Origin of the sequence: Streptomyces griseoruber (assembly GCF_001514205.1) — a bacterium.
Classification (GTDB): domain Bacteria; phylum Actinomycetota; class Actinomycetes; order Streptomycetales; family Streptomycetaceae; genus Streptomyces; species Streptomyces griseoruber.
In genome coordinates, this window is the sequence record NZ_KQ948771.1 from 210,833 (window position 1) to 225,491 (window position 14,659).

At 69.1% G+C, this 14,659-nt stretch carries 15 protein-coding genes and 1 pseudogene; 10 read left to right on the forward strand and 6 right to left on the reverse strand.

The window, feature by feature from the left end:
• Nucleotides 1–43: 43 nt before the first annotated feature.
• Entirely contained in the window at nt 44–1,216 is a 1,173-nt protein-coding gene (locus AQJ64_RS23295) for an FAD-dependent monooxygenase (protein WP_055633608.1), read from the reverse strand.
• 83 nt (nt 1,217–1,299) lie between these two features.
• Between AQJ64_RS23295 and AQJ64_RS23300 the strand changes: the two genes are divergently transcribed.
• Nucleotides 1,300–2,004: a TetR/AcrR family transcriptional regulator gene (locus tag AQJ64_RS23300; RefSeq protein WP_055633600.1), complete on the forward strand. Its 705-nt coding sequence runs from the start codon at nt 1,300–1,302 to the stop codon at nt 2,002–2,004.
• A 264-nt stretch (nt 2,005–2,268) separates the two neighbouring features.
• Here AQJ64_RS23300 and AQJ64_RS48240 read toward each other — a convergent pair.
• Nucleotides 2,269–2,349: pseudogene (locus AQJ64_RS48240) on the reverse strand (hypothetical protein); the annotation flags it as partial.
• Between the two features lie 153 nt (nt 2,350–2,502).
• Here AQJ64_RS48240 and AQJ64_RS23305 point away from each other — a divergent pair.
• Together AQJ64_RS23305 and AQJ64_RS23310 are read left to right on the forward strand one after the other, a co-directional pair.
• Nucleotides 2,503–3,249 carry an SDR family NAD(P)-dependent oxidoreductase gene (locus AQJ64_RS23305; protein WP_206189681.1) on the forward strand — a complete coding sequence of 249 codons (747 nt, stop codon included), beginning with the start codon at nt 2,503–2,505 and terminating at the stop codon, nt 3,247–3,249.
• A gap of 101 nt (nt 3,250–3,350) precedes the next feature.
• Nucleotides 3,351–3,782 carry a cupin domain-containing protein gene (locus AQJ64_RS23310; protein WP_055633601.1) on the forward strand — a complete coding sequence of 144 codons (432 nt, stop codon included), beginning with the start codon at nt 3,351–3,353 and terminating at the stop codon, nt 3,780–3,782.
• A gap of 16 nt (nt 3,783–3,798) precedes the next feature.
• Here the strand turns inward: AQJ64_RS23310 and AQJ64_RS23315 are convergent, their stop codons facing one another.
• Nucleotides 3,799–4,119 (reverse strand): hypothetical protein, encoded by a 321-nt coding sequence (locus AQJ64_RS23315; RefSeq protein ID WP_157880903.1) that lies wholly within the window; start codon nt 4,117–4,119, stop codon nt 3,799–3,801.
• Nucleotides 4,116–4,373 carry a helix-turn-helix domain-containing protein gene (locus AQJ64_RS49200; protein ID WP_157880904.1) on the reverse strand — a complete coding sequence of 86 codons (258 nt, stop codon included), beginning with the start codon at nt 4,371–4,373 and terminating at the stop codon, nt 4,116–4,118. Before AQJ64_RS49200 ends, AQJ64_RS23315 begins: the two co-directional genes overlap by 4 nt.
• 443 nt (nt 4,374–4,816) lie before the next feature.
• Between AQJ64_RS49200 and AQJ64_RS23325 the strand changes: the two genes are divergently transcribed.
• A complete protein-coding gene (locus tag AQJ64_RS23325; protein ID WP_063788704.1) occupies nt 4,817–6,526 on the forward strand; it encodes an MFS transporter in 1,710 nt (569 codons plus the stop codon).
• Between the two features lie 157 nt (nt 6,527–6,683).
• Nucleotides 6,684–7,103, forward strand: a complete 420-nt coding sequence (locus AQJ64_RS23330) for a nuclear transport factor 2 family protein (protein WP_055633604.1) — start codon at nt 6,684–6,686, stop codon at nt 7,101–7,103.
• A gap of 28 nt (nt 7,104–7,131) precedes the next feature.
• Here the strand turns inward: AQJ64_RS23330 and AQJ64_RS23335 are convergent, their stop codons facing one another.
• The gene (locus AQJ64_RS23335) at nt 7,132–7,911 is read right to left on the reverse strand and encodes an IclR family transcriptional regulator (protein WP_055633605.1); all 780 of its coding nucleotides are present in this window, start codon (nt 7,909–7,911) and stop codon (nt 7,132–7,134) included.
• Between the two features lie 147 nt (nt 7,912–8,058).
• Between AQJ64_RS23335 and AQJ64_RS23340 the strand changes: the two genes are divergently transcribed.
• The 5 genes from AQJ64_RS23340 (at nt 8,059) to AQJ64_RS23360 (ending at nt 13,653) form a co-directional block, all read left to right on the forward strand.
• Nucleotides 8,059–9,246 (forward strand): FAD-dependent monooxygenase, encoded by a 1,188-nt coding sequence (locus AQJ64_RS23340; protein ID WP_059202947.1) that lies wholly within the window; start codon nt 8,059–8,061, stop codon nt 9,244–9,246.
• Nucleotides 9,243–10,346, forward strand: coding sequence for an NAD(P)-dependent alcohol dehydrogenase (locus AQJ64_RS23345; RefSeq protein WP_055633607.1), 1,104 nt, complete (start codon nt 9,243–9,245; stop codon nt 10,344–10,346). The genes AQJ64_RS23340 and AQJ64_RS23345 overlap by 4 nt, the downstream gene beginning before the upstream one ends.
• Before the next feature lie 195 nt (nt 10,347–10,541).
• On the forward strand, nt 10,542–12,239 hold the full coding sequence (locus AQJ64_RS23350; RefSeq protein ID WP_059202948.1) for a thiamine pyrophosphate-binding protein: 1,698 nt from the start codon (nt 10,542–10,544) through the stop codon (nt 12,237–12,239).
• 32 nt (nt 12,240–12,271) lie between these two features.
• Nucleotides 12,272–13,090, forward strand: coding sequence for an SDR family NAD(P)-dependent oxidoreductase (locus AQJ64_RS23355; protein ID WP_055632527.1), 819 nt, complete (start codon nt 12,272–12,274; stop codon nt 13,088–13,090).
• Nucleotides 13,091–13,104: 14 nt separating this feature from the next.
• The gene (locus tag AQJ64_RS23360; protein ID WP_055632526.1) at nt 13,105–13,653 is read left to right on the forward strand and encodes a VOC family protein; all 549 of its coding nucleotides are present in this window, start codon (nt 13,105–13,107) and stop codon (nt 13,651–13,653) included.
• A gap of 63 nt (nt 13,654–13,716) precedes the next feature.
• Here the strand turns inward: AQJ64_RS23360 and AQJ64_RS23365 are convergent, their stop codons facing one another.
• Nucleotides 13,717–14,655 (reverse strand): dioxygenase family protein, encoded by a 939-nt coding sequence (locus tag AQJ64_RS23365; protein WP_206189637.1) that lies wholly within the window; start codon nt 14,653–14,655, stop codon nt 13,717–13,719.
• Nucleotides 14,656–14,659 lie beyond the last annotated feature (4 nt).

Consider the following 14,659-nt stretch of genomic DNA (forward strand, 5'->3'; position numbering starts at 1 on the left):
GCGGTTGTCTGAGTCATCGCATGTCCTCGTTCTTGTGTGGGTGTCAGCCCATCAGGGCTTTGCCGAGCCTGGCGCCGACCGGGGTGGAGACGGCGCGGATCAGGGTGCTGCGCGCGAGGCGGCCGAAGCGGTTGGCAGGCATGAAGAAGTGCCGCATCAGCAGCGCTTCCTTCTGATAGCGGGTGACGAACGGCCGCAGTTGCTGTTCCCAGCTGCCCAGAGCGGTGGGCAGGTCGCCGTGTTCGGTCAGCAGGCGGGCCAGCAGTTCGGCGCCCGCGATGCCCATGCCGGAACCCTGGCCGGAGTGGAGGGTCATGCACCAGGCGGAGTCGCCGAGCAGGACCACCCGGCCCTGGCTCCAGCGGTTCAGGTGGATCTGGCTCACCTGGTCGAACAGGACGGACTCGGAGCGGTCCATCGCCTCCAGCATGACGGGCACGAGGTCGCCGCCGAAGCCAGCGAAGGCCTGGCGCAGGGCGACCGAGGGCTTCTTGCGGATCTCGGCGGAGGGCCAGTCCGTGCGGTAGAGCAGGAAGGCGACCGGGGGGTGGTCGCGGTAGCTGTTGATCCAGGCGGAGCGCCCTGGGGCGGTGGCGACCGCGCAGTCGCCATCGCGCATGCCGGGCAGCGGGCCGTCCATGACGCAGGCGGCCACGACGTGGTCGAAGTCCTTGCGGTAGAGGTCCTCGGGGCCGAAGGCCAGGGAGCGGACCGTGGAGTGGATACCGTCGGCGCCGATGAGCAGGTCCGCGCTCTCCACGGACCCGTCGGTGAGGGTCACGGTCACCTGGTCGCGGTCCTGGGTGATGGCCGCAGGCCCCGTGCCGTAACGGATCTCCACCAGGTCCTGCACAGCCTCGTACAACACGCGCTCCAGATCGCTGCGCAGCAGCATCCGCAGCGGGGTGCCGTTGGCCTGTTCGGGAAAGGTCAGGCCAGGGGTGAGACGGCCGCGGGAATCGACTTCGAACATGCGCCCTTCGGGGTCGCGGCGGTCCGGGAGCGAGTCCAGAATGCCCAGGCGTTCAGCGGCGGTGTAGCCCGGGCCGTTGAAGCGGACGAAGTAGCCGCCGGTGCGGCGTTCGGGGGCCCGCTCGATGATGAGGGGCTTCCAGCCGGCCCGGTGCAGGCTCAGAGCCGAGGCCAGGCCGGAGATGCCGGATCCGATGACAAGGGCACGGCGGGCGCCCTGTGGGGGGAGTGACGAAGAGGTCATGCCTCCGACCATACTCTTGATCGATACTGGATGACCAGATTCGAAATTTGGTCATCCAGTGAAGAGGGTGGGATGCTGCGCTCATGACCTTGGATCGCTCGGCCGCCGTCCCGCAGGCCGACCACGAACGCGCCGAGCGCATCCTGGCCGCCGCGCGCGAACTGCTGCTGGCCTGGGGCTACAAGCGGGTCACCGTGGATGAGATCGCCCGCCGAGCCCGTATCGGGAAAGGCACCGTCTACCTTCACTGGAAGACGAAACAGCTCCTGTTCGCCGAACTGCTGCGGCGTGAACTCCACAAGGCGCTCGGCGTCTTCGCCGCCGGAATCAGAGAAGACCCCGCTGCGGCCCTGCCCAGCCAGGTGGTCCGGCAGGTGTTCCTGCAGCAGACCCGCGACCCCGTCACCCGGGCCATTCATGCCGGCGACAGCGAGATCCTCGGCGTGCTCGCCATCACCCCGGCGGGCCGTCCCGTCATCCAGGAACTTGGCTTCCACATCCTGCTCGCCCGACTCGTCGAGGTGTGGCGCGCACACGGGCTCGTGGCCGTCACGGCACCGGCGGCCGACCAGGTCTATACGATCGACGCGGTGCTGACCGGATTCATCACGGGAGGCATCGCGGTCCCGGCCGAAGACTTCCGCCCGGACCGCCGGGCGGACCTGCTCGCCCACACGATCAAGGCAGCCCTGGAAACCTCCGCCACGCCGGACGAGGCCGCCCTCCGCGCGGCCGCCCACGACGTGCTCGACGCCCTGGACGCCGCCCAGGGTGCGCTTGTTACCTGACGACGGCTCTCCGCGCAGGCCACGGCTCCTCTCGCCCTGGCGAACTGGAGCGTCGCCATGCCGCAGCTGTGGCGCATGGTGCTCGGCCCCGATATTGGCATGGACCGGCTCCGTCAAGAATTCGCTCGTGCGGCGGCCGCGCTTGCCTCGGAGGGCTTGCGCGGCGGTGCCTGATGTGCGGGTGACCGGACACCGGGCTGTGTGCCCTTGGCCGGAGTCATCACCATCCGCGTGAGCGGCTCCATCAGTCGCAGCGGATCATGCGTGCCGGTGCACCGGGTTGCCCGCTGTCTTCGAACCCCAGGTGCGGAAGGCCTTCAGATCGTCCAGCTCCAGGCTGAAGCCCTTGGTGCTGGGCGTTCATTGAACGAACAAGCCGCAGTCGTCGGCAGCCTCGAAGCACAAGAATCCGAGGGCGAGGGCCTTGCGGCACCGAGCGCTCCATGGGGCCGTGGCCGCTCTGGCTGTGTTCGAACGCCGACCGAGGAGACATGAGTCATGGCTGGAGGACTGGCGGGCAGGACCGCCGTGGTGACCGGGGGCAGTGCCGGCATCGGGCAGGAGATCGCCCGGAGGCTCGCGGCGGAGGGGGCGGACATCGCGGTCGCGGACGTCGACGCGGCGGACGAGACGCGGGCACTGGTCACGGAGACAGGCCGTCGGTTCTTCAGTGACAAGGTCGACGTCTCGGACGAGGAGGCCATCAACGGGTTCGCCGCGAGGGTCCGCGGCGAGTTCGGTTCCGCCGACATCCTGGTGAACAACGCGGCCGTGGTGCTGCTGGCCGACCTCGACCACGTGACCTACGACGACTGGCGTCGCACCTTCGCGGTCAACGTGGACGGCCCCTTCCTGGCTTCCAGGGCGTTCCTTCCGGACCTGAAGAGATCCCGGTCGGGACGGATCATCAACATCACCTCGTCGAGCTACTGGACCGCGCCGCCGCCCTTCGTCTCCTACGTCTCCGCCAAGGGCGCGTTGAACGGCCTCACCTCCGTCCTGGCCGCCAACCTCGCCGCTCACGGCATCACCGTCAACGGCGTGGCGGCGGGTCTGGTCCGGACCGCCGCGGCCATGGAGAACACCAGCGAGGCCTTCTTCGAGCAGGCCGTGCAGGCACAGAACATCCAGCGGGTGCAGATGCCGGACGACGTCTCGGGCGTCGTGGCGTTCCTGGCCTCCGAGGACGCCGCGTTCATCACGGGGCAGATCGTCGTCGCGGACGGCGGCAGCACACGCCGCTGAGACGAAGTACGGCATCCAACCGCACACGCCCACACACCTCAGTCCGGCGGGTCCGCTGACCCGCACCCGACTCCGCACACCGCGAAAGGACCGCAGCACACATGCGCTCAACCCCTCGCGCAGCCCTCATAGGCATGTCGGCCCTGCCCCTCGTCCTGGTACCAGGGGTGTCCCATGCCACTCCGAGTTCGGGAGTCTCGTCAACCACCCTCTACGAGCGGACGGTTGACGGCACGACGTACACACTGAAGCGCATCACGATCAGCCCCGGCGGCACGACCGGATGGCACTACCACCCCGGGACGGTGTACGGGATCGTGCGGGAGGGCACGCTGACCCACTCGGACGCGGACTGCGCGACCGACGGTGTGTATTCCTCGGGTGACACCATCACCGAACCGGCCGGACCGGAACATGTCCACATCGGCCGGAACCTGGGCAGTACCCTCGTCGTCCTCGACGCGCTGTACGTCGATCTGGCCGGCACCCCGCTCACGGTGGACGCTCCCGATCCAGGGTGCGACTTCCAGTGACCGGCCGATGCCTGTTTCACTGCCGGCTCTGCTGTGCGGGCTGCTCCTCCAGCGCTGGGGCCGGGTCGAACAGGCACAGGAGCAGATCGATGAAGCAGTCCGCGACCCGCTGGGCGGTACGGCGGTTCTCGACCTGCACGATCTGCAGGGCCGACGTGTGGAGTAGCCCGGTCACCGCGAACGCGGTCGAGTCCGGCAGCGGCGGTGTGCCGATGGTGAGACCTTCCGCGCCGCGCTTGCACCGCTCCATCGCCTCCCGCCGCACGGGAGAGAATCCGGTCGGCCCGTCATCGCCCATCATGATGCGGGTGATACCGCGTTCTTTCCACGTGCTCAAGCGGTAGGCATACGCCCCGCGAGATACATGGTTGCGGGGCTGGCCGATTCGGCGCCGACAGCCCGCTTCGCCGTGCGGGCCGATGCGGTCGCATGGATGCTCGACAACCCGTTCGTCGGAGCGGAGAACACTTCGAGTTTGCCGCCGAAGTGGTGGTAGACACTGCCGACACTCACACCCGACGCCTGGACGATGTCATTGATGCCGGTGTTCTCGTAGCCGCGCTCGGAGAACAGCGTCCGCGCTGCGTCCATCACTGCGCGCTGCGCTGTCGCCGACCGGGGCCGGCGGGTCGAGTGGCCTCGTCGACCGACGGCCTGTCCTAAGTGCCCACCTGCGCCCTGATGCCCGGCACGCACTCTGAGCGCACGGCGCCACAGGACAGGTGCCTTCGCCGCATGACCTGCGACGCAGCGCCCGTCGAGACTGATGGATCGCTGATGGCTTGTCCGTCCAACGAACATGTCCATTGAGCATGACGGCGGCCACTTCCTACGTTGTCGCTGCTCGGCACGGGTCGGTCACCACGCCGAGCGTCCTGAATCACATTGGTCGCAGAGCCACGCGGAGGCGGTCCGCGAAGGCCCCGGGGCGGTTCGGCAGCGGTGTCGCCGTACGGCCGATCACGAGCACCCCAGCAAGGTCCGGCGGCGAACGTCGGTTCCGACAGCAGCGCGCTGCGCGCGAGGAGTCATCCATGGTCCAGATCGATTCACCCAGTGAGGCAAGCGACGAGGGTGGCAGATACACCCTGCGGCCCGGCACGTTGGCCGCTGTGGTTCTCGCGGTGTGTCTCGCGCAGATAGCTCTCTCCGTCCCCTCGCTCATCACCGGGCTGATCCAGCAGGATCTCGCGCCCTCCTCGGCCCAGCTGACCTGGATCGTCGAGGCGTTCATGCTGCCCGTGGCCGCGCTGGGACTGGGCTTCGGCGTGTTCGGTGACCTGTTCGGCCGCAAGCGCCTGCTCGTCGGGGGTGCCGCGCTCATCGCCGCAGGCTCGGTTCTCGCGATCCTGGTGCCGGGTGCGGAATCCTCGACCGACACCCGGGTGACGTTGCTGATCCTCGCCCAGCTCCTCAGCGGTATCGGTGCCGCGGCAGTCTTCCCGACCAGCCTCGCCATGGTGGCGGCCGGTACGCACACCACGGCCACCCGTGCGCGTGGCGTGGCGATCTGGGCCACCGCGCTTTCGGTCGGCGGCTTCCTCGGCCCGCTGCTGGCCGGTGTGGCCGCGAAGATCGAAAGCGGCTGGGCCGGGAACGCGAACTGGCGCTGGGCCTTCGTCGGTGTTCTTGTCATCGCCGCCGCGAGCGTGGTCCTGTCGCAGGCCGTTGCCCAGAACTCCGCCTCGCCCGAGGGGCGCTCCATCGACTGGCCGGGTCAGATCACTGCCGCGCTGGGTCTGTTCGCCCTGATGTACGCCGTGATCCAGGGCCCCGAGAGTGGCTGGGGCAGCCCGGAGATCGTCGTCGCGTTCGTCGTCGCGGCAGTCTTCCTCGTGCTGTTCGTCTTCGCCGAGAGCCGGGTGGCCGAGCCGCTGCTTCACCTGAGTGTGTTCAAGAACCGGGCGTTCGCGATGAACTCGGTGGTCACCCTGATCGGTATGTTCGCCTTCCTGGCGATCATGTACTCCACCAGTATCCGGCTCACCACCATCCAGGGTCTCAGCCCGCTGCGGAGTTCCGTCGCCTACCTCTTCTTCGGAGGCATCGGGCTGGTGCTGCTGCCCCTGACCTCGAAGCTGCTGGAGCGCTACAACCCCCGGTGGGTGCTCTTCTCCGCCCTGGTTCTGGTGGGTGCAGGCGGGCTGTGGTTCGCACAGGTTCCGGCGAGCGACCGGGGCCTGGGCGCCATCGTCGTGCCGCTGGTCTTCGTCGGAGTCGGTTCGGCTCTCGCCATCGCGTCCATCAGTGCGGTCGCGGTGAACACGTTGCCCAACCGTCTTGCCGGCATGGCGAGCGGTGTCACCAGTATGTTCCGGGACCTCGGGTTCGCCCTCGCCCCCGCGATCGTCGGTGCCGTCGCTCTGGGTCACGCGGCCAAGGAGATCGCCCGCGAACTGGCCGACAATGCCGGCCTGCGAAGTGCTTACGAGGCTTTTCAGGCCTCTGCGGCCCATGCCCCCGCGGATCAGAAGCCGCAGCTCGAAGCAGCGGTTCACGCCGTGGAGTCGGGCCCGCTCGGCGCCAACTCGGTGCCTGCCACCATCCCGCTGCCGGATGGCAAGGTCATGCCCTTCAACCCGCTCAAGGACGTCGCTTTCGACGCCCTGAGCAGCAGTTACTCCATCGCCTACACGCTCGGCGGTGTGGCTGCTCTCGTGGCGGCGGCGCTCCTCCTCGTGGGTGCGCGCGGTGGCGTCGAGGCGGCTCATCTCGAGGACGACCCGCACACCCTCGACGACTGACCCTCCGACGAACCTGCGGGCGCCGGACGGGGGCAGCAGGTTCGTCGAACAGTCGGATCCGCCCGCCGCGACCGCTCCTTCACCGGAGCGGCCACGCGGCGGGCCACGGCGTACCACGCACAACGACCACACGACCCACTCGAACAGGAGTTGGACCATGACCACCACACAGTCGGTGCCGGGCAGCAGGGACGGCCTTTGCGGGCCGGACACGGTCTCCGAGGCGGAGGCGGCGTGGCTCGTCGCGATCACGAAAGGGGACGAGGAGCAGCGTGCGCTCATGCTCCCCGAGTGCGTGATCGTGCACGGGCCGGTCGGCAACGTCCACGACCGCGAGCGCTTCCTCGCCTACAACGCGTCGATGGGGGCCACCCTTGAGGCCGAGAGCAGCGAGGTGGAGTGCCGGGAGCGAGAGGGGCGGGCGATCGTGACGTGCTTTCAGAAGATGAGCATCCGGCGGGTGCCCGACCTGCCGCCGTTCCTGGTGCAGGCGGTGGCCACCCGGGTGTGGTTCGCGACCGACGAGGGATGGCGGCTCGGCCACATGCAGCTCTCCCGGCGGCAACCTGCCGTATGACGCGTCGGGTGCCCCGTCGCGCGCGAGGTCACGCCGTACGAATGGGAATGCCCGGCCGCCAGCCGAGACTTCGGGACAGCCCCAGTCCGCTCGCGACCAGCGAGGGAACGGCCGCCTGCAGTTTGATCGAGCCCGCGGCCACCACGACGGACAGCGCCGCGACGACCTTGCCGCTGCCGTCGACGATGCGGGTCGCGACCGACTCGGCGCCTTCGCTGAGCTCCTCCTTGACGACGACCGTTCCGGTCGAGCGACAGGACGCCAGTTCGCGGCGGAGTTCGGCCGGGTCGACGATCGTCTTGGGAGTGAAGCGCCGCAGTCTGCCCGCCAGTACCTCGTCGATGAACTCCGGACTGCTGTGGCTCAGCAGCACCTTGCCGACACCCGAGCAGTGCAGCGGCAGATGGCCGCCGACCTGCGAGGTGAGCCCGACGGCGTTGACTGCCGAGAGGCGTTCGATGATCACGGCCTGGTCGCCCTGGAGGACGGCCAGCTGCACGTGCTGGCGCAGAGCCGTGTACAGGTCCTCGACGAACGGCTGGGCGGCGCTGCGGAGCGTCTCGGCGCGGGGTGCGAGCGTGCCGAGACGCCACAGCCGCAGGCCGATCGCGAAGCGGTTGTCGCTGGTGCGCTCCAGCGCGCCGGCCTCCACGAGTTCGAGCGTGAGGCGCCGCGCCGTGGCGTGCGGGATGCCGGTACGCCTGACCAGGTCGGCGAGGCTCAGCTCGGTGTGGTCGGGGTCGAAGGCGAACAGCAGGTCCCACAGTCGGGAGCTGACGGTCCGGCCGGGCTCGTTCGCGCGAGGCATGGGCCTCTCCTTCATCGTTCCTGACTCCGACCACTCTACTTTGATGTTCGTTGGATGGATACAGGAGTTCTATCAACGCGCGATCCGCCGGACTCTTGCACGTAGCCAGTCACCACCTCGCTTCGAGGTCCACGGGAGTGAAAGACATTGACTACTGACAACGGCCCCAAGATCGCGATCCTCGGTGGTGGCATCGGAGGCCTCGCCGCCGCCGCGTTCCTGCGCGACCAGGGCTTCGACAGTGACGTCTACGAGCAGGCGTCCGCCCTGACCGAGGTCGGCGCCGGCCTGGTGATCGCGCCCAACGCCGCCCGCCTGCTGCGACGCCTCGGCGTCCTTGACCGGTTCATCAAGCGGGCGGTCCGGATGGAGACCGGCTGGGAGTTCCGGCGCTGGCAGGACGGTACCGTTCTCTCCGCGGAGAACCTGGAGGAGGGGTGCATCCGGCTGTATGGCGAGCACACCTATGCCGCCCACCGCGCCGACCTGTTGGAAGCTCTGAGGTCGGCCGTTCCCGAACACTCCGTCCACCTCGGCAGGCGTTGCGTCTCCGTTGAGTTCGAAGGCGACCAGGCTGTTCTGGGGTTCGAGGACGGCGAGACGGTCCGCCCGGACATCCTCATCGGCGCCGACGGGGTCCACTCCCGCGTGCGCGGCGCCATCGTCGGCCCGACTCAGGCGCGGGAGTCGGGTATCTGCGCCTTCCGTGCTCTCGTACCGGCGCACAAGGCGCCCGACTTCGCCAGGCGGCGGGCCCAGACCCTCTGGATAGGCCCCGACCACCACCTGGTGCACTACCCGGTGTCCGGAGAGGACTACATCAACCTCGTCGCGTTCGCACCGGCCGGCTCCGACAGCGTGGAGTCCTGGACGGCCACCGCGACGGTCCAGGAACTGCTCGACGAGTTCGCCGGTTGGGATCCCCGGCTGGTGGAGCTGGTCAAGTCGGCCGAGACGCCGGGGCGTTGGGCATTGCTCGACCGTGAGCCCCTCGACCGCTGGAACCAGGGCAACGCGACCCTGCTGGGCGACGCGGCCCACCCGATGTTCCCGTTCTTCGCCCAGGGCGCGGCCCAGGCGATCGAGGACGGCGCCGTCCTCGCCCTGTGCCTCGCGGCCGACCGGGACGACCCGATCGCGGCGCTGAGCCGCTACGAGGAACTGCGTCGGCGCCGCACGGCCCGCATCCAGCAGGTGTCGCATGGACGGTCGCACATCAACCACCTGCCGGACGGCCCCGAGCAACAGGCACGCGATCTGCAGTACTCGCAGGCCGACCCGCTCAGGGCGAACGGCTGGATCTACGAGTACGACCCGGAGCTCGCCGTCTCATGAAGATCACTGCGGCGGTGTCACGTGAGAGCCGGACCGTCCCCGGGCTTGAGCAGGTCGACCTCGGTCGACCGAGGCCGGACGAGGCCCTGGTGCGCATTGCGGCGACCGGCATCTGCCACACCGACATCAATGCGCACAGTGGCCGTGGGGTTCCTGTTCCTCGCCCGATCGTGCTCGGGCACGAGGGGGCGGGTGTGGTGGAGGCGGTCGGGGCCGGGGTGACGCGCCTGGTTCCCGGTGACCATGTGGTCCTCTCGGGCAACTCCTGTGGTGTGTGTCCCCGCTGTCTCGACGCGCGGCCCACCTACTGCCGGGAGGCGATGCGGGTCGCTTTCGGCGGCGCGCGGCTCGACGGCAGCTCACCGATCACCCAGAACGGTGACCGGATCGCCGCCACGTTCTTCGGGCAGTCCTCCTTCGCGACGTACGCACTGGCGCCCGCACGGAGTGCGGTACTCCTGCCGAAGGACGTCCCGCTGCACCTGATGGGGCCGCTCGGCTGCGGTGTCATCACGGGCGCGGGTTCGGTCCTGGAGGCGTTCCGGCTCCGCCCCGGACAGTCGATCGCGGTGTTCGGCACCGGAGGCGTGGGGCTCGCGGCCATCATGGCGGCCCGTCTGGCAGGTGCCCGGCACATCGTCGCCGTCGACATCAACCAGCCCCGGCTCGACCTCGCCCGGGAACTGGGCGCGACGGACACCGTGCTGGGTGGCGGCGCCGGCGCCGAACGTGCGCTGCGGGACATCGACCCCGACGGCTTCGACTTCGCCTACGTCACCGCGGACGTACCGTCCGTGTACGCGACCGCGACGACATGTCTGGCTGTCGAAGGCACTCTCGGCTTCGTGGTGGCACCCGCGGGCGAATGGGTCCCGGACGCAGGGTTTCTCCTTGCCGGGGGGCGCAGGCTCCAAGGGATCATCGGAGGCTCGGCCAACCCCCATGTGCTGATCCCGCAACTCGTCGAGTACTGGCGGGCGGGCCGTTTCCCCTTCGACCGGATGATCGAGGAGTTCCCGTTCAGCGACTTCGCCAGGGCGTGGGCCGAGACCCGTTCCGGGCGGGTGATCAAGGCTGTGCTCAGAATGCCGGAAACCTGACATCGCTTCCGCGAACAACCCGGCCGTCGGGGTCACGACCGGGCGATGTCGATCAGGACATTGGCCGTCCAACGAACACAGCCATTGTCGTCACCCACGACCCCACCCAGACTGCGGCACGGGCGGCCGAGACGCGGCCCGGCCTCAGCGATCCTTGTCGAAACCCCGAGTACGTCCAGAGAGGCGGACCATCGCATGGCAACCGCAACCGGTAGTGGGCTCGTCGTCAGAACGCTGCGGAGAGCCGGGGTCGACGTGGCCTTCGGTCTGCCCGGAGCGCACATCGACGGCATCCTCCAGGACGCCCTGGACGCCAAGCTGCGGGTCGTCGACGTACGGCACGAGATGAACGCCGGCCACGCGGCCGAGGGATACGCGCGGGTCACCGGACAGCTGGGAGTCGCCGTCGTCACGGCGGGGGGCGGCTTCACCAACGTCCTGACGTCCGTCGCTAACGCCTACCTGGACCGGACCCCCGTCCTCTACCTCGCGGGCTCGGCCCCGCTGGAGATGGACGAGGTCAACGACCAGCAGGCCGGGTTCGACCAGGTCGCCATGGCGGCCCCGGTGACGAAGTTCGCGCACCGCGTCACCCGTACCGAGCTGATCCCGCGTCTGGTCGCCCAGGCGATCCGTATCGCGCAGTCGGAGCCCAAGGGCCCGGTGCTGCTGGACATTCCCTGGGACGTCCTGCGCCAGTCGGTGGACGTCGACGATGTCGTCGACCACCGCGTCGAGGTCGACGGCAGCGGCGTCTCCCCCGCCGGTGCCGTCGACCGCATCATCGAGGCGCTCGGCACCGCCCGGCGCCCGGTCGCGCTGGTCGGCAAGTCCTTCGTCACCGCCGAGGCGCGGGCGCAGTTGCACGAGTTCGCCGCCCGCACCGGAGTGCCTCTCTTCTCCGACTGGGAGGGCCTTGGGGCGATCGCGGGCTCCGCACAGCACGTCGGCCTCCTCCAGACCCTGGCCACCGTCCCCGAGGACGAGCGGCCCGACCTGGTCCTGATGCTCGGGCTGCGCTTCGGCATGGCCACCCAGTTCGGCACCGGCCGACTGCTCCCGAAGAACGCGCGGATCTTCCAGATCGACCCCGACGGCCGAGAGCTGGGCCGACTGCAGGAAGTCGAACTCGGCGTCCAGGCCGACCCGGTCGGCACGATCGGCCTGCTGAACGAGCGGCTGGGCGCCGACGGCGTGCCTTCGGGACGCGAGGACTGGCTCACGGCCCTGCGGGACATCTCCACCACCCGGCGGACCGCGCTCGCCGCCGAGACCGAGCAGCACGAGGACCCCGCGATCCACCCGTACCTCGCGGTCCGCACGATCGCCGAGAGTGTCCCCGACCAGGCCACCGTCGTCGTCGACGGCGCCTTGACCGAGCTGTGGCTGTCGGAGACCATCGCGCTCGCGCCGCTGGCCCACTACCTCGGACACGGCTATCTCAGTGCGATGGGGAGCAACTTCGGTGTGGCGCTGGGGGCGCAGTACGCGCATCCCGACAAGGCAACGATCCTTGTCACCGGCGACGGCGCCGTCGGCTACAGCCTCGCCGAGTTCGACTCCCTCGTCCGGGCGGGACTCCCGGTCGTCGTGATCGTGCTGAACAACCGGGCCTGGGGTGCCACCCTGCACACACAGCAGTTCATTTTCGGACAGGACCGCGTCACCAACAACCGCCTGGAGAACGGCTCCTACAGCGCAGCGGCGCGATCCCTCGGCGCGGACGGCGTCGACGTCACCGGTCTGAACCAGCTGCGACCCGCGATCGAGGCGGCTCTCGCGGCCCGCCGTCCCACCTGCATCGACGTCCGCGTGAGTCTCGCTCCCATTCCTCCGGAGGAGCGCGTCCTGAACGGCGGAGCTCCGTTCGGCGGCGTGGAGATCGACACGTGAACCGCCACTCCTGACCCCCATGAAGGAGAACCATGAACGACCGGACTGACACCGAGCCTCGCGACCCCGCCGTCGGGGACCAGCGACAGCGCTTCCTTGGGAAGACCTGCCTCGTCACCGGCGGCAGCAGAGGACTGGGCCTGGCAGCGGCACAGGCTTTCGCGCGTGAGGGCGCGCGCGTGGTCATCATCGCGCGGGACCCGCACCAGTTGAAGGTCGCGAGCGGTCTCATTGGTGACGGCACGGTCACCGTCGCGGCCGACATCTCCTCGGTGGCCGGTATCAAGGCCGCTCTCGCCGAGGTCGCCGGGGAGGTCGACCACGTGGACGCCGCCTACATCAACGCGGGGCACGCCGGCATGAAGCGCCTCGACGCCATGGACGAAGCGACCTGGGACAGGGTGTTCGACACCAACGTCAAGGGCTCGTTCTTCCTCATGCAGGGCCTGAAGCCCTTGCTCGCACCCGGCGGGGCCGTCGTCTTCTGCGGCTCGGCGGCCGGCCGAAGGGCCAGCGCGGGAACCGCCGCCTACGGAGCCAGCAAGGCGGCGCTGGAGCACCTGACGCGCATTCTCGCCGCCGAGGTCGTCGCCGACGGTATCCGCGTCAACATCGTCGTTCCGGCCGGCATGAACACCGACATCGCCTTCCGTACGACGGGCCTGGCGCCCGGGGGAGCGGACGCTTTCCGCGAGCGGATCAGGCTCAGTACCCCCATGCTTCGGGAAGGGGAGCCGGAGGAACTTGCCGACGCAGTGCTCTTCCTGGCCTCCTCCGAAGCCGGCTACATCACCGGTGCGTCCCTCGTGCTGGACGGCGGCCTCACCAGCTTCCTTCGCCCGACGGCCTAGAGAGGACGACCGCCGTGGAGTTTCCCTTCGGTCAGCCGACAGACGCCGTCGTCCAGTTCGCGTACGCCGTCCCCGACCTCACCGCCGCCATGCGCTGGTGGACCGACCGACTCGGCGTCGGCCCCTGGTTCGTGAACCAGAGGATCGGCGGCGAGGGTTCCACCTACCGGGGTGAGCCCGGGAATGCCGAGTTCACCCTCGCGCTCGCCTTCTCGGGGCACATGATGATCGAGCTCGTCCAAACCCTCGACGACGAACCTTCGATCTACCAGGACGCCTACGAACGCCACGGTTATGGCTTCCACCACGTCGCCAAGGTCGTGCCGGACGTCAAAGCAGAGGTCGAGCAGCTTGAGGCGAGCGGGGCGGTGGTGCGTTTCCACGATGTGGCCCCGGGGGGCGACGTCTTCTTCCTGGACGGTGGCGAAGACGCCCTGGGGATGATCGAGCTGGTCCAGGACAACGAGATCACGCGGCAGATGTTCACATCCGTCTGGCGGGCATCGGTCGACTGGAACGGGGCTCGACCTGTCAGGGACTTCGCGGAGTTGCTGCCGGACTGACCATGCGGCCATGACGACGGAGGGGCGGTCCGGCCGGACCGCCCCTCCACCACGTGCCCCTGTTCATACACCCGCAGGGGCGAGGACGATGTCGAAGCGCACCCGGCTCCAAGTACCGTCGACGACACGGCCGTCGGGCGTCGTCGTGCCGACGGGCTGCCGCTCGAACCGCTTGATCAGGGAGTCCTTCACGCCGAAGACGGTGTCCTTGAAACCGATCGGGTCGCCCTCAGGGAAGATGTGCGTCACCAGGGTGCGCGAGCCCTCGTGGGAGACCATGAAGTGCAGGTGGGCGGCGCGCAGCGGGGAACGGCCGACGGCGTCGAGCAGCTTGCCGACAGGCCCGTCGTTCGGGATGGGGTACGGCGTCGGTGTGAGGCCCCAGAAGCGGTAGGTGCCGTCGGCCGCGGAGAACAAGTGAGCCCGGCCGGCGCGCTTTCCGGCGTCGTACTGCACGTCGTACAGCCCGTCCTCGTCGGCCTCCCAGACCTCGATCCGTGCGTCGGCGAGCGGTTTGCCGTCGGTGTCGGTGACGGTGCCCTCGACCCAGCAGGGCTCGCCGGGCGCGCCGAAGGCCATGTCCTCGCCGAGTTCGATCCGGGCGGCGTCCTCGACGAAGAACGGTCCGAACACGGTCGCCTCCGTGGCGCCCTGGTAGGCCTGGTTGTTGACGTTGATCGTCTGCATGCTCGCGCCGAGGGTGTCGGACAACAGGATGAACTCCTGCCGGACGTCGTCGGTGATGTGGCCGGCCCGGGTGAGGAAGTCGATCGCCTGTCCCCACTCGTCCTCGGTCAGGCGGACCTCACGGATGAAGGAGTGCAGGTGCTTGACCAGGCTGACCATGAGTTCCTTCAGCCGTGCGTCGTCGCAGGCGCCGAAGGAGGCGACGACGTTGTCCACCAGCCGCTGCTCCACCGCCTGTTGCTCCGGCGACGCCTCGCGGTGGATCGCGCCGGCGTCGTCGGTCCGGGCCGAGTCGGGGTTGACGTAGGTAGCCATGACG